The sequence below is a fragment of the Paraburkholderia sp. genome (genome assembly GCF_028283785.1).
Taxonomy (GTDB): Bacteria; Pseudomonadota; Gammaproteobacteria; order Burkholderiales; family Burkholderiaceae; genus Paraburkholderia.
In genome coordinates this window covers 131,401-145,508 of the sequence record NZ_JAPWKB010000021.1, presented here as the reverse complement: position 1 = coordinate 145,508, position 14,108 = coordinate 131,401, and the positions used below count along the sequence as shown (strand labels likewise).

Annotated in this window: 12 protein-coding genes; 9 read left to right on the top strand and 3 right to left on the bottom strand. The window is 59.8% G+C overall.

From position 1 onward, the window contains the following. Positions 1 to 113: 113 nt before the first annotated feature. A complete protein-coding gene (locus PW947_RS31055; RefSeq protein ID WP_299636748.1) occupies positions 114 to 1,685 on the bottom strand; it encodes an MFS transporter in 1,572 nt (523 codons plus the stop codon). 153 nt (positions 1,686 to 1,838) lie between these two features. On the opposite strand from PW947_RS31055, the gene PW947_RS31050 reads away from it, so the two are divergent. From PW947_RS31050 to PW947_RS31035, 4 genes are all read left to right on the top strand, one after another. Further along, entirely contained in the window at positions 1,839 to 2,744 is a 906-nt protein-coding gene (locus tag PW947_RS31050) for a LysR family transcriptional regulator (protein WP_299636705.1), read from the top strand. Between the two features lie 579 nt (positions 2,745 to 3,323). Continuing rightward, positions 3,324 to 5,375: an alkyl sulfatase dimerization domain-containing protein gene (locus tag PW947_RS31045; protein ID WP_299636703.1), complete on the top strand. Its 2,052-nt coding sequence runs from the start codon at positions 3,324 to 3,326 to the stop codon at positions 5,373 to 5,375. 9 nt (positions 5,376 to 5,384) lie between these two features. Then, positions 5,385 to 5,921, top strand: a complete 537-nt coding sequence (locus PW947_RS31040) for a hypothetical protein (protein WP_299636701.1) — start codon at positions 5,385 to 5,387, stop codon at positions 5,919 to 5,921. 274 nt (positions 5,922 to 6,195) lie between these two features. After that, entirely contained in the window at positions 6,196 to 6,696 is a 501-nt protein-coding gene (locus tag PW947_RS31035) for a GNAT family N-acetyltransferase (protein WP_299636699.1), read from the top strand. 13 nt (positions 6,697 to 6,709) lie between these two features. Here PW947_RS31035 and PW947_RS31030 read toward each other — a convergent pair whose 3' ends face one another. After that, complete coding sequence (locus PW947_RS31030) at positions 6,710 to 7,630, bottom strand: LysR family transcriptional regulator (protein WP_299636697.1); 921 nt, start codon at positions 7,628 to 7,630, stop codon at positions 6,710 to 6,712. Positions 7,631 to 7,768: 138 nt separating this feature from the next. Between PW947_RS31030 and PW947_RS31025 the strand changes: the two genes are divergently transcribed. Both PW947_RS31025 and PW947_RS31020 read left to right on the top strand, forming a co-directional pair. Next, entirely contained in the window at positions 7,769 to 8,533 is a 765-nt protein-coding gene (locus tag PW947_RS31025; protein WP_299636696.1) for an SDR family oxidoreductase, read from the top strand. A gap of 73 nt (positions 8,534 to 8,606) precedes the next feature. Further along, on the top strand, positions 8,607 to 9,398 hold the full coding sequence (locus tag PW947_RS31020) for an SDR family oxidoreductase (RefSeq protein ID WP_299636694.1): 792 nt from the start codon (positions 8,607 to 8,609) through the stop codon (positions 9,396 to 9,398). Between the two features lie 237 nt (positions 9,399 to 9,635). Here the strand turns inward: PW947_RS31020 and PW947_RS31015 are convergent, their stop codons facing one another. Beyond that, a complete protein-coding gene (locus PW947_RS31015; protein WP_299636692.1) occupies positions 9,636 to 10,577 on the bottom strand; it encodes a LysR substrate-binding domain-containing protein in 942 nt (313 codons plus the stop codon). A gap of 153 nt (positions 10,578 to 10,730) precedes the next feature. Between PW947_RS31015 and PW947_RS31010 the strand changes: the two genes are divergently transcribed. The 3 genes from PW947_RS31010 to PW947_RS31000 all read left to right on the top strand — a co-directional run bounded on the left by PW947_RS31010 (position 10,731) and on the right by PW947_RS31000 (position 13,807). Continuing rightward, positions 10,731 to 11,777: an aromatic ring-hydroxylating dioxygenase subunit alpha gene (locus PW947_RS31010; RefSeq protein ID WP_299636690.1), complete on the top strand. Its 1,047-nt coding sequence runs from the start codon at positions 10,731 to 10,733 to the stop codon at positions 11,775 to 11,777. A 59-nt stretch (positions 11,778 to 11,836) separates the two neighbouring features. Continuing rightward, positions 11,837 to 12,940, top strand: a complete 1,104-nt coding sequence (locus tag PW947_RS31005; protein ID WP_299636688.1) for a DUF2817 domain-containing protein — start codon at positions 11,837 to 11,839, stop codon at positions 12,938 to 12,940. A gap of 84 nt (positions 12,941 to 13,024) precedes the next feature. Further along, a complete protein-coding gene (locus tag PW947_RS31000; protein ID WP_299636687.1) occupies positions 13,025 to 13,807 on the top strand; it encodes an ABC transporter substrate-binding protein in 783 nt (260 codons plus the stop codon). The last annotated feature ends 301 nt before the right edge of the window (positions 13,808 to 14,108 follow it).

Below are 14,108 nucleotides of genomic sequence, written 5' to 3'. Positions count from 1 at the left end.
TGGAGATACCGGTCATCGTGAGAAACGGCAATAGTGCCGTGAAGCATGGGTAACAGGCCTCTAAGCAAAAGCATAAAAAGTCGAAGTAGCACCGCTCACACTCTGGCGCGTCACTACAGGCTTTGTCGGCAGACGCTATCAATCGTTGAATCTGTATGGTGACATGCCCGCGCACCAGGTCCAAACACGATGACGCCGAGTAGTGCCAGCACCCACGCTCCAACCATCCCGTACAGCATAACGAGTCCGAAACCATGCACGAGCGCGTCATGGACGATCACGCCCCGTGGGTCGGCGACAGCGAGTTCGGCGCTGTCCTGAGCGATCCGGGACATGCCGCCTGCGGCGATCTTTTCCGCAAGCACGCGCAATAACGCGGGTTGTGAGAAAGCGGGAAGCGCGCGCGTGAGGTACGCATGCACGCCTTCGACAAGAATCAGCCCCATCAGCGCGATATTGATGGCCAGGCTGATCATCCTCGCGCTCATGTCGATACCGGAGGCCATGCCCGCACGGTTCGAGGAAACCGAACCGGTGGCGGTGTTGGTAACCGGCGTATTGGTCAGGCCCAGCCCGACGCCACACAACAGGCAACCCGGCAGCATCGACAGCCAGCCAGCGTGCTCCGTCGTCACACCGAACCTCATCAACATAAATCCCGCGCCGATCGTGAACAGTCCCAACGGGATCACCCTGCCCGCACCGAACCGTAGAACAAGCCGCTCCGCAACCGGCGGGATCACGAGCGTCGGTAACGTATAGGCGAGGAGCGACAGTCCGGTCTTAACGCTCGAATAGCCGAGCCCAACCTGAAAATAGATCGGCAGATAGATCATGAACGGCCAGTAACTGAAGTTCATGCCCATCGATCCGAACATCGCGCCCGAAAACGGGCGGACCCGGAACACCGAAATATCGAACATCGGTCGAGGACTACGCATCTCGACAACGATAAAGGCGATCACACTCGCCACTGTCGCGCCGAATACGCCGATCGCGCCGGCACTAGCGAATCCCATTACTGGCGCCTGCGTAATGAAATAGACCAGCCCGAAGACCGACATCGACAGCGTCACCACGCCTGGCACGTCCAGGTGTTGCGCATTCGGATCGCGCGATTCCTGCACGCCGGCGAAGAGAAGCCCGAGCGCCACGATCGAGATCAGCACGTGGACCAGAAAAACCCATTGCCAGTTGGCAACCGCAATGATGAGCCCACCGACGATCGGACCGAATCCCAACCCGATGCCGGTGACGATGCCCCACACGGCAAATGCCCGGCTTCGTTCACGGCCCGCCTGAAACTGATGCGAAAGCACGGCGACCTGGCAGATCAGCATCGCGCCGCCGCCCATGCCTTGCAGAAACCGGCTGACGATCAGCACCGGCGCACTGTGCGCATATCCGCAAACAAGCGACGTCATCGCGAACAAAACGATACTGGCTGCATAGATGCGCTTACGTCCGAAGCGGTCCGCCAGCGCACCGGTCGCCATCAGAACCGTGGTACACGCGAGCGTATAGGCGTTCATGATCCACTGCATCTGCCTGAAGTCCGCGTGTAGCAGTGTCTCCAGCGTGGGAAGCACGGTCGGGACGCCAGAGATCTCGAGGCCGAACATCAGCGAGGTCAGGCAAACCGCGGCGAGTGCCAGCGCGTTGTGTGGAAGACGGGAAAGAGTCATGACAGTCACGGAAGAATGAGCGTTTTGCCCGTACGCATGCGCCGTACACGGCAGCAGCGGCTGATACATCAACTTGCCGGATGTACTATATCGGGAACTGCATTCCCGATTGACGCACGTTTTTCCCAGAATTTATTCCACAAAGGACCCAATGTGACGGACAAACTGGATGGCGTGGCGGTGTTCGTTCAGGTCGTCGAAGCCGGCAGCTTTACGCTTGCCGCTGAGCGCCTGAATGTCACGCGCTCGGCCATCGGCAAGGTGATTGCACGACTCGAAAGCCGACTCGGTGTGCGCCTGCTTCAGCGGACGACGCGCATTCAGACGCTAACCGAAGCGGGCCACGCGTATTACGATCGATGCGTGCGCGCACTGGCCGAACTCGACGCTGCCGAGGCAGAACTCGAGAGCGGGCATCGCGAGCCACGCGGCCGTCTGCGAGTCAGCGTGCCGATCGCTTTCGGCCATCTATGCGTGGCGCCCGTGTTATTCGGCCTCGCACGCAAGCATGCCGGGCTCCAGATCGACATCTCGTTCACAGACCGTCAGGTCGATCTGATCGAAGAGAACATCGATCTCGCGGTGCGCATCGGTGCGTTGCGGGATACGACGAGCCTCGCGGCACGACGCCTTGGCGTTCAGGAGATCAGCATTGGCGCCGCGCCTTCGTATCTGACGCGTCATCGCACGCCCATCGGCATCGACGACTATGCGGGACATCAAGGCATTGCCTACTCTCGTGCCGGTGCGCCTTTGCCCTGGCGCGTGCTCGACCCGCACGGCGTCGAGCATGAGTTGCGGATCGAGCAGCAGTTGAGCCTCGACGACATTCAGGCCATAGCCGGAGCCGGCATCGCAGGGCTCGGACTCGTCCAGTTGCCGTGCTGGCTCCTGACGCGGTACGTGGCGACAGGTGAGCTTGTAGCGTTGTGGGAGCGCTGCGGCGTCCGACCGGAGGAGATCCACGCGGTGTGGCCCAAAACGCCGTATCTGCCACTCAAGACCCGCTGCGCGATCGACGCGTTAGCCACGGAAATTCCAGCGATGAATCTGGGTTAGGAAGATTTAGTCTTGTGGTGTTTGTGACGCGCGGTCGGAACGCCGTCGGCCACTTTCGACTGTTCGACATCGTCGATGAATTCGTCGACAATCAAACGTAACGCCACGCGTTTCGCTGCACGCGGATAGCTCGGCTCACTTTGCAGTTCCAGTCCGCGGAGACCGACCGTATAGCGAAGGCAATCGCATCGACACACCCGTGCAATTGAAATCCCTGACAAGCAAAAACCAGATTACCTATAGTCTTTTTTCGTTAAGTCGTTGGGGCTTATTCACCAACGAGCGGATCAGCGAACACACTCAGAGCGGCGATCGCCATAGAATTACGCCGCTGTAGAGCCCGATCAAACCGTCGAAGGACGTTAGTACCGCACAACGCACTCGCTCCGTGAAGCGAGTATCGAAGATCAATAAAGGTCGAGTATCAACTTACGACCGACTGAGAGCGGCTAAAAAACTCGCCTTATGGGATTGCCCAGTCGGGCAATGAGTTTGCACCTAACCCTAATAGTAAAACGGTCTCCCGTATTGGATTCTTAAGAGCGTGAAAACGTTGTTGACCCCAATCTGGAGGCTGTCATGTCGGAACCGAAAGAACCCGCAGAGCCCGGTGCACGCAGAGCATTTCTAAAGAATGTCGCAGTCGTTGGTGCAGCAACCGGACTGTCAGGCGTTGTCGGGGAAACGTTAGCTCAATCCACTTCTGTAAGGTCTACTAGCGCTGCCAATAAACCGGCAACGCGTGCGACGCTCGATATCAACCGACAGTACGCAGAATTTCTGTCATTCGCCGATACGCAGGATTTCGACGATGCCAGTCGCGGGCTCGTCGCAACGCTTCCCGAGCCGGTCATCATCAAGGGAACAGGCGATTATCCCGCGTGGGATCTACAGCAGTTCTCCTTCATCAAGGGCGGCCCGGAAAACAACGCGCCACCGACGGTCAACCCGAGTCTCTGGCGCAATGCCAAACTCAACATGCATCACGGCCTCTTTCAGGTGGTCGACGGCATCTGGCAGGTACGCGGCTACGATCTGTCCGTGATGAGCATCATTCGTGGAGACCAAGGCTGGATTGTGGTCGATCCGTTCGTCACATCAGAAGTCGCAACGGCTGTCTGGAAACAACTGGTTATTCCGCATCTTGGCGATAAGCCCATCACGCATGTCATCTACACGCATAGCCACGTCGATCACTATGGGGGCGTACGCGGCCTTGTCAGTGAGGACGACGTCAATTCGGGAAAAGTGAAGATCGTCGCGCCGGCAGGATTCACCGAAGCGGCCGTGGGTGAGAACATCATCGCGGGTAACGCAATGGGCCGGCGAGCAAGCTACATGTACGGCTCGTTATTGAACCGTAGCCCGACCGGCGGCGTCGATGGTGGTCTCGGCAAGACAACCTCAGTCGGCACCATTACCCTGATCACGCCAACGGTATTCGCCGAGAAGACCGGACAGAAAATGACGCTCGATGGCGTCGACATTATCGTGTTGATGGCACCCGAGTCGGAAGCGCCGTCTGAATTCATGTTCTACCTGCCGAAATTCAAGGCATTCTGTGCCGCGGAAGATGCGACGCATACGCTCCACAACCTGTACACGCTGCGAGGCGCGAAGGTCCGCGATGCGTTGCTCTGGTCCAAGTACTTGCAAGCCGCTATCGACATGTTCGGCGGGGATATGCAGGTGCTGTTTGCATCGCATTACTGGCCTACCTGGGGAAACGACCGCATCGTCCCCTTCCTCGGTGCGCAGCGCGACATGTACCGCTATCTGCACGACCAGACCTTGCGACTCGCGAACATGGGCTACACGCCGCGCGAAATCGGCGAGACGATCCGTTTACCCGACAGCCTCGCCAAGCACTGGTATTGCCGCAGCTATTACGGCACGGTCTATCACGACGTAGTCGCCCAGTACAACCTGCGCCTCGGCTTCTTCGACGGCGTGCCTGCCAATCTGCATCAACTGCCGCCAGCAGAGAACGGCAAGCGCTATGTCGAATTCATGGGCGGGAGTGCTGCGGTGTTGAGCAAGGCGCAGGCGTATTACGACAAGGGTGAGTATCGGTGGGTTGCCGAAGTCGTCAATCACGTCGTCTTCAGCAACCCGCAGAACACTGCCGCAAAACAGCTTCTGGCGGATACCTATGAGCAGCTCGGCTATCAGTCCGAGTCCGCGTCATGGCGCAATTTTTATCTGACTGGCGCGATGGAATTGCGTGACGGCATCAAAAAGGTACCAGCGCCTGCGCCGCAGAGCCCGGACACGATTCGTGCGATGCCACTCGATATGTTTCTCGATTATCTCGGCATACGCCTCAATGCCGATCGCGCGGCGGGCAAAGCGGTGTCGTTTAACCTGGCGCTTACCGACACGAAAGAACAGTACGTATTGGGCGTCGAAAACAGCGCACTGCATTACTCGAAAGGCAAGACCTCGAGCAACGCAAACGCGACCATCACCATGACGCGTGCCGACCTCAATAACATCATGCTAGGCCAGACGACCATGCAAAAACTGGTGATGGCCGGAGGCGCGAAAATCGACGGCGATAGCCAGAAACTCGGTGAGTTCGTCTCGTGGCTCGACAATTTCGAATTCTATTTCAACATCGTCACCCCCTGAGGTGCTGCAATGTGTGCAATCTGCGATTTCAAGATCGAGTTCAGCGTTGGGCATCCGCAGGCGCTGACAGTCGCTGTCGCGACACGAAAGGCAATCGAGGCCGACCTGCTCCGGCAAGTCGAGGTAGAAGGGGCACTTGCGCAAGCACGCTTGAGGATCACAGCGGTCGAAACGCTTAACGGCCTGCAAGACCGTATTCAGGAAGCCTTGCCGGTCGATCAGCTTTTGAGTCTGCCGGATTTCTATGTATTGCTCATCGAGAACGACACGTGGGGTTTCTTCCATGCAACGCCGGAGGGTTTTGATCCCGACATCGTGCCGGACCTGCCAGATATTCTTTCCGACAACATCGACGAGCGCAGCCTCGTCATCGTGACCTCTCAGGTCGCGCTGCAAGCATGGCTGGGCGGGGAGATAAACACGCGTCAGCTCACGACGGAAGCCCTCCTGTTTATCGATGGACCGCGCGAGTTGAGCGACACACTCCTCTCGACGCTGCACGCGGCTGCGGCGACTCCCGTTAAGGATGAGGCCGTTGCGGCATGAGTCCGGGGCGCGGGTCGTCTACGGGCCGCGCAATACGCATGACAACGCGAGTCTGGAGACTCATCGACCATTCACAAAATAAATTTGATGTGCCACTATGGGCTGCATGGAACTCCGTAACGTCCTGATCCGATTTCATCACCACGGTCGCAAACACTTGCGCCGTGGTTCGTTACGTCCATAGCATTGAATTCGACCTCACCGGTCCAACTCGATGTGCAAACGATCAAGGCGCCTAAGGCGCCTTTTTTTATTCCGCCCTAAAGATCTGACGATGACCGAGCCGATACGCTATCGACGCGCAACCATAGACGACACGTTGACCATTTGCGAATTGGGTCAAATCTTGAACGCGATCCACCACCACGAACATCCCGACATCTTTGCCGATGCCACGACCGCGTTCGACCGTGACAAACCGCACTGGCTGCCTAGCCTTCAGGAAGCAGACCGCGCGACCTTTCTCGCCGAGTGTGGCAGCACGCCTGTGGGCTTCATTACGATTCAGGTGGTGACGCTGACAAGCCCGCTATTGCAGCCGATGGTGGTGGGTCGCATCGGCTCGGTGGCTGTTTCGGAACACGTCAGGGGTCGCGGCGTCGGCGGCACGCTGATGACACTCGCCGAACAGTGGGCGCTAAAACAAGGTGCGACCGATATCAGACTGGGAGTCTGGGCGTTTAACGATCGCGCGATCGATTTATACCGGGAGCTTGGCTACGCAATTCGCGCGTTCGAGATGGGCAAGCCGCTGCAGCTTTCGCAAGCGGATTAGATAGCGAGTGGTCTCAAGTGGGCCGATCGTCCCGATCCCAAGGAGGCGTCCCGCCGAACGCATCGACCAGAAAATCGATCATCACACGCACTCTGGCACTCAGGTGTCGACGGCTCGGGTACATGGCGAGTATGTCGATCTCCGGCAGACGATACTCACGCAACACGGGAACGAGCGTGCCGGCACGCAGATCGTCGCCGATCAGGAAGGTGGGTTGCCAGATCACACCATGCCCGGCGAGCGCCGCTGCGCGCGCCGTATCGCCGTTATTCGTATGCATGTGGCAATCCACCTTGACCGTGTGCGTCTTGCCGCCACGGTCGATCAGTTGCCACTCGTCGCCGGTGGCGGCATACGTGTACCCGATGCAGCGATGGTCGATCAGGTCCGGCGGCGCTGCCGGAACGCCGGCGCGCGCCAGATAGGCCGGCGACGCGCACAGGATGTTTTGCGAAGTCGCCAGCTTGCGGGCTGCATGGCTAGTCGAACCGGCACGCGAAATCCGAATGGCGAGGTCGTAGCCTTCATCGACGATATCGACGACGCGGTCGATCAACCCGACGTCGAGCTCGATGCCAGGATATTTCGACATGAACGCGGGCCATAGCGGCGCCAGATACTGGATGCCAAAGCTCACGGGCGCATTGATCCGCAAGCGTCCGCGCGGCTCGACCGATGCGGACGACACCAGCCCCTCGGTCTCGGCGACATCGTCGAGGATCGACTTGCTGCGAGCGTAAAGCGTCTCGCCGGCCTCGGTCAGAGACAGCGTCCGGGACGTCCGGTTCAGCAGTCGCGTGCCGAGGTGCGCCTCCAGTTCGTTCACATAGCGGGTCACGTTGGCGGGCGACGTGCCGAGCATATCCGCCGCGCGCGCAAAGCCGCCCCGGCTTACCACCGTCACGAAAACCTCGAAGGCACGCAGGCGGTCCATACCACTCTCCCGACATTCACAAAAAGTGAATGATAGGACCACGTTTTAGGCCTTTCTGCCATCAGGACTGAAGCCTATATTGCTTTCACCGGCCGACGCACAGTGCACTGGCCAACCAGAAGCATCAGGAGAAAGAACATGCAACGCTTGACAGGAAAAGTCGCCATCGTGACCGGTGCCAGCGCAGGAATTGGCCGGGCAACCGCAAAGCTGTTCGCAAAGGAAGGCGCCAAGGTGGTGATTGCGGCGCGCCGCGCGACGGAACTCGAAGCGCTCGCTGCGGAGATCGTCGGCGAAGGCGGCGAAGCTGCGTATCTGGCCGGCGACGTGCAGTCGGAGGACTTCGCGAAGGCACTGGTCGAATTCGCAGTGAGCCGCTTCGGCCGCCTGGACATCGCCTACAACAACGCGGGCACGCTGGGCGAGATGGGTCCGACCACCGGCATTTCCGAAGCGGGCTGGAACGCCGCGCTTGCGACCAACCTGACCAGTGCCTTCCTGGGCGCGAAGCACCAGATTCCCGAAATGCTGAAGCAAGGCGGTGGATCGATCATCTTCACATCGACGTTCGTCGGTTACTCGTTCGCGTTCCCCGGCACTGCGGCCTACGCGGCGAGCAAGGCCGGACTGATCGGCTTGACGCAGGCACTCGCCGCCGAGTACGGTGCGCAAGGCGTGCGCGTCAACGCCGTGCTGCCGGGCGCGGTGGACACGGAGATGTATCGCGACATGAACGACAGCGACGAATCGCAGGCGTTCATCACCGGGCTGCATGCGCTCAAGCGCGTCGCCAAGCCGGAAGAACTGGCGCGTCCGGTCCTGTATCTCGCGTCGGACGATTCGTCCTTCGTGACCGGCACTGCTTCACTGGTTGATGGTGGCGCATCGATTACACGTACGTGAACTTCCTCGCGGCATCCGACGTGTGAATTCCGATGCCGCCATTTCTCCTTCATCTTTTAAAAGGGCATCAATCATGGATCTGAATCTGACAGGCAAACTCGCACTGGTGAGCGGCAGCACAGCCGGCATCGGTCAAGCAATCGCCAGCACGCTGGCACACGAGGGCGCGCGCGTGATCGTGAATGGCCGCTCCCAGTCATCCGTGGATGACGTGGTCGCGCAACTGAAAGCGGAGACCGGCAGCGACGTGCTGGGTTTCGCTGGCGATCTCAGTACGGCGGCGTCAGCAGAAGAACTCGCGCGCCGCTATCCGGGCGTCGAAATTCTGGTCAACAACCTGGGCATCTTCGAGCCGAAGCCGTTCGAAGAGATTCCCGACGCGGACTGGCAGCGGTTCTTCGACGTCAATGTGTTGAGCGGCGTCCGTCTCGCCCGGCTGTTTTTGCCCGCGATGAGGCAGGCCAACTGGGGGCGCATTATTTTCATTTCGAGCGAAAGCGGGGTGCAGATTCCCGCCGAAATGATCCACTACGGGATGACGAAAACCGCGCAGCTGGCGGTGTCGCGCGGACTCGCTGAATCTGTCGCCGGCACGGGCATCACGGTCAATAGCGTGCTGCCGGGTCCGACGAAATCGCGGGGCGTGGGTGAATTCGTGGAGACGCTTGCGAAGGCCGACGGCAAATCGTTCGAAGCGTTCGAGAAGGAGTTCTTCGAGAAGGTCCGTCCCACCTCGCTTATCAAGCGATTTGGCACGCCGCAGGAAGTCGCATCGCTTGTCGCGTATATCGCCAGTCCGCTTTCGTCGGCGACGACGGGCGCTGCGTTGCGCGCCGACGGTGGCGTGATCAAGAGCGCGTTCTAGCACTCAATCAGCATTCGGCCGGGCTTTCCGTGTGTTTCGTCGATCAGGATTCCGACGAAACTCCACCGGCGCTGCTGCCGCGCGTTTTCGACCGCTTTTTCCGGGTCAGCGCGGATATCGAAGGAACCGGGCTCGGTTTATCTATCGTGTGCGACGCGAAAGTTAGCAGAGAATGAGGACGACGCCCGATGGTTGGGATGCGCGCGGTTGCGTTTTCCTGATGCGATTCCCCCGCTCCTAAACCCGAAGCGCCAACTCATCGATACTGCGCTGCTGTTCCTTTGCGCGCGCAAGCAACCAGCGATGAAACGCCCGGCACTGCGGGCGATCGAAAGTACTCTCGCGCCAGCTCAGAAAATACGGCGACGGCAACGGAATCGCCGTAGCAACGGGCATCGAAAGCCGTCCGGCTGCGAGATCGTCCGCAACCATCGAGCACTGCGCGAGCACGAAACCCTGGCCGTCGATCGCCGCCTGTATCGCGACGCTCGACAGCGAATGCACCTGATGCGGCTCGCGCAGCGTCGCGGTGTCCAACCCGTTCGCGGCGAACCAGTCGCGCCACGACGGCGGCGACGCGAACTTCGGCAGCCAGTCGACTGCGATCAACTCGAACCCGGCGAGATCGGCAGGCTTCAGCGCAACCTTGCCCTTGCGCGGCAGGAGCTGCGGACTGCATACCGGCACGACACTATCGCGGAACAGTTCGATAGACGTGCCCGCGTCATCGATACGATCGCCGTAGCTGATCCGGAAATCGATCTCATACACATCCGGCGACGGCTCCGCATGCGAGCCGTCCAGATACACGTTGATGTCCGGATGCGTCTTTTGCCACGCATTGATGCGCGGCGCCAGCCATTTCGATAACAACGACGGCAACGCGCTGACGTTGAGACTGCGCACGTTTTTCGAACGTTCGATGTCGTCCTGCGCGATGCGCAAGGTTTCGAGCGCCGCGAGACAACTCTCATGATATCGACGGCCTGTCGCGGTCAGGCGCAGCCGTCTCCCCTCTTTCGTGACGAGCTTCACACCAAGCGACGTTTCAAGCAGCTTGATTTGCTGACTGACCGCACCGGGAGAAATGTCGAGTCTGCGCGCCGTCTCGACGAGACCGTCGCAACGGCCAAGCGTTTCGAAAACCTGGATCGCGCGAAGCGGAGCGAGCGTGTTCATGTCGAATTCGATCAGGGATGATATTTTAGAAATTCTAAAGTAAATCGCACTTTCTACCTGCTGTTCTTTTCTATTTTGATTTTCTACAGTCGATGCAAAGGCTGCGGGACGTAGCACGCAGGCCCGGTTGCGGTGAATACAGGGGAAGTAGCGATGTTCGTCAGAAACGCGTGGTACGTCGCGGCGCGCAGCGCCGAAGTCCAGCAGTGCCTTATGCCGTTGAAACTGCTTGGCGAGCGGGTTGTGCTGTTTCGCACGCCGGAGGGCGCCGTGGCCGCGCTCGAAGACGCGTGCCCGCATCGCAAGCTGCCGCTGTCGATGGGTCGATTGCTGGGCGACCGGATCGAATGCGGATATCACGGCCTGACCTTCGACTGCGCCGGCGCATGCGTGCGCGCGCCGGCCCTCGCACGCATTCCACGCTCGGCGCAGGTCCGCAGCTATCCGGTCGAAGAGCGTTACGGTCTGGTCTGGATCTGGATGGGCGACGCCCAATCCGCCGACGCCGCCCAGATCTTCGATGTTCCCGAATGGGGCGACCCCGCGTGGGGTTTGAACGAAGGCGATGCGATGACAGTGGCGTGCAACTATCTGTACGTGACCGATAACCTGCTCGATCCGTCGCACGTCGCGTGGGTGCATCCCGGCTCTTTCGGCAACGCCGCGTGTGAAGCCGAGCCCCTGAAAACCGTTGCAAGCGATGCCGGCGTGACCGTCTCGCGCTGGATGCGCGATGTCGAGGTCGCGCCGTTCTATGCGAAGTTCGTCAAGTTCTCAGGACGCTGCGACCGCAAGCAGCACTATGAGGTGCGGTTTCCATCGCACGCGATCATCAAGGCCGTCTTCACGCCGACAGGCACAGGTAGCGACGACGGCTCGCAGCACCCCGACGTGTTCCTGATGAATTCGTACAACTTCATCACGCCGATCGACGAATCGCATACGCGCTATTTCTGGTTTCAGATGCGCAATTTCGACCAGCAAGACGAAGCCGTGTCGCGCCAGTTCAACGAGGACGTGCGCCACGCATTCGACGAGGACCGCGTCATTCTGGAAGCCGTGCATGAAGGCATGGCGAACCGGCGCACACCGAATCTCGACCTGGGCATCGACGCTGGACCGCTGAAGTTCCGTCGCGGTGTGCAGCGGCTCGTCGATGCCGAAGTTGCCGCGACGGACTCCGCGCCGCTTGTCGTGTAACACACGACGGGTACTGTGCAGCGCCACATCATCAGGTCCGACACGATACGGGAGCGACAATGAGCGCCATTTTCTCCGACATGCCGAATTTCGCCGATCAGCGCGAGCGCTTTCTCGCGGCGGCCGCGCGCGCCAACGCGACGCACATCGCCTATCCTCACCCGATGCGCGGCCCACGCGGCGAAGCGCTTTCCACCGACGTCGCGATCGTCGGCCGCGCCGATGCGCACAAGCGCCTCGTGATGATGTCGGGAACCCACGGCGTAGAGGGCTATTACGGCTCCGACAGTCAGATCGCGTTACTCGATACGCTGCAGGACCGCGCGTTACCCGACGACACCTGTGTCGTGCTCATGCACCTCGTCAATCCGTGGGGCACCGCGTGGCTGCGTCGGGTGAATGAAGACAACGTCGATGTGAACCGCAACTACATCGACTTTTCTCGGCCGCCACCGACAAATACCGCTTACGAAGCGCTGCACGAGATCTATCTTTGCCGCGATCTCGATGGTCCGGAGCGTCGTCGTGCGGATGAGCAATTCGCGATGCACATACGCGATCTCGGCGAAACATGCGTGAGCAATATCGTCGAAGCGGGACAGTACCTGCATCCGGACGGCATCTTCTTCGGTGGCAAACAGCAGACGTGGACCAACCGCACCGTGCGTCGGATCATGCAGGACCATGTCGCGGGCGCGCGCACAGCCATCGTCTTCGATCTGCACACCGGCGCGGGTCCGTACGGACATCCGATGCTGATGACAATCGCCGAGCGCAAAGTGCCCGCGCACGACACCGCGCAAGCACTGTACGGTCCCTGGCTGTACACGATCCTCACTGCGGCGAACGCGTCGTCCGACAGCGGCGTCGCCGCGACGGCGACCGGTTATGCGTCGCAGGCACTGATCGATGAGCTTGCGGACGTGGAGTTGATGCCGCTCGTCATCGAATGCGGCACCTACGACGGCACGCGCGGACACGCGTTGCTGCGCGACGATCATTGGCTGCATCTTCATGGCGATCCTTTCGACGCGACCGGACGACGGATCAAAGCCACTTTGCTAGAGCACTACTACCCCGCCGATTCCGACTGGCGCGATCTGATCGCGCTGCGCACGCGGCAAATCTGGCAGCGTGCACTCGACGCACTGACGAAGATGTGACCGCGAAGACGGTCGCACGACACGGTTATTTCACCCCACGCACCGGCGACAACGTCGTGGCGTAACACACGAACGGGAGCGCATATGAAACGCATCATGTTGGGTGCCGTGCTGGCAATGGCTGCACTGGCCGCCCAGACCACGCAGGCGAAAGATCAGACGGAGTTACGTTTTGGCGTCGATCCGACTTACGCGCCGTTCGAGTCGAAGTCGCCTTCCGGGCAACTCGTCGGCTTTGAGATCGATCTGGGCGACGAAATCTGCAAGCGCGTGAAGATGCATTGCGTGTGGGTCGAGACGGGTTTCGACGGCATTATTCCCGCGTTGCAAGGCAGGAAATTCGACGCGATTTTGTCGGCGATGTCTATTACGCCGAAGCGCGAAGAGCAGGTCGCGTTCTCGCAACCGCTGTTCAACACGCCGAGCCGGTTGATCGCTAAAGATGGTTCAGGTTTGCTGCCGACCGTTCAGTCGTTGCGGGGCAAGGCCGTTGGCGTCGCTCAAGGTTCGACGCAGGAAGCGTATGCGAAGGCGAATTGGGCGACGGCGGGGATTAACGTGGTGTCGTACGCGAATCAGGAACAGGTCTATCCGGATCTGCGCTCAGGCCGGATCGATGCAACGTTTACCGATGCGCTTGCGGGTATCAACGGTTTTCTGAAGACACCGCAGGGAAGTGGGTACGGCTTCGCCGGTCAAGCGGTTAGCGATCCGCAGACGCTTGGCAAAGGGGCCGGCATTGGCTTTCGCAAGGATAATCCGGCGTTACGCGAGAAGGTCGATCAGGCTATTGATTCGATGCTGAAAGACGGTACGTATAAGCGGATTGAAAAGAAGTACTTTGATATTGATATTCATGGGAGTTGAGGGGATTCCTGGATGGGCGATGGGGGATCGCGTTGTGCTTGATCGTAGATCCAATCATGTAGTTGAAAAGATCACATCGCAGCGACGGCCCCCCTTCAAGTCTCATCTGGTAGCGTTGGTGAGTCCAGCACCGCTGCTTTCGCCCGTAGCAATGCATCGGGCGTGACGTCCAAGCGTCGCAGCCAGGCATTGCTCGACGTTTGTTGTACACGGCGCGTCGCCGCTCACCGTGCCGCGTTGCAGGCTGCTGACGCTGCTCGCCAGAATCTCTCGCCCGGTCTTTGATTTCTTCCCCAATACT

What these genes read in the sequence shown, in the direction of transcription:
- PW947_RS31055 (WP_299636748.1), bottom strand. Translation starts at nt 1,685, where the DNA reads ATGACTCTTTCCCGTCTTCCACACAACGCGCTGGCACTCGCCGCGGTT.
- PW947_RS31005 (WP_299636688.1), top strand. Translation starts at nt 11,837, where the DNA reads ATGAGCGCCATTTTCTCCGACATGCCGAATTTCGCCGATCAGCGCGAG.
- PW947_RS31045 (WP_299636703.1), top strand. Translation starts at nt 3,324, where the DNA reads ATGTCGGAACCGAAAGAACCCGCAGAGCCCGGTGCACGCAGAGCATTT.
- PW947_RS31030 (WP_299636697.1), bottom strand. Translation starts at nt 7,630, where the DNA reads ATGGACCGCCTGCGTGCCTTCGAGGTTTTCGTGACGGTGGTAAGCCGG.
- PW947_RS31040 (WP_299636701.1), top strand. Translation starts at nt 5,385, where the DNA reads ATGTGTGCAATCTGCGATTTCAAGATCGAGTTCAGCGTTGGGCATCCG.
- PW947_RS31025 (WP_299636696.1), top strand. Translation starts at nt 7,769, where the DNA reads ATGCAACGCTTGACAGGAAAAGTCGCCATCGTGACCGGTGCCAGCGCA.
- PW947_RS31020 (WP_299636694.1), top strand. Translation starts at nt 8,607, where the DNA reads ATGGATCTGAATCTGACAGGCAAACTCGCACTGGTGAGCGGCAGCACA.
- PW947_RS31000 (WP_299636687.1), top strand. Translation starts at nt 13,025, where the DNA reads ATGAAACGCATCATGTTGGGTGCCGTGCTGGCAATGGCTGCACTGGCC.
- PW947_RS31010 (WP_299636690.1), top strand. Translation starts at nt 10,731, where the DNA reads ATGTTCGTCAGAAACGCGTGGTACGTCGCGGCGCGCAGCGCCGAAGTC.
- PW947_RS31015 (WP_299636692.1), bottom strand. Translation starts at nt 10,577, where the DNA reads ATGAACACGCTCGCTCCGCTTCGCGCGATCCAGGTTTTCGAAACGCTT.
- PW947_RS31035 (WP_299636699.1), top strand. Translation starts at nt 6,196, where the DNA reads ATGACCGAGCCGATACGCTATCGACGCGCAACCATAGACGACACGTTG.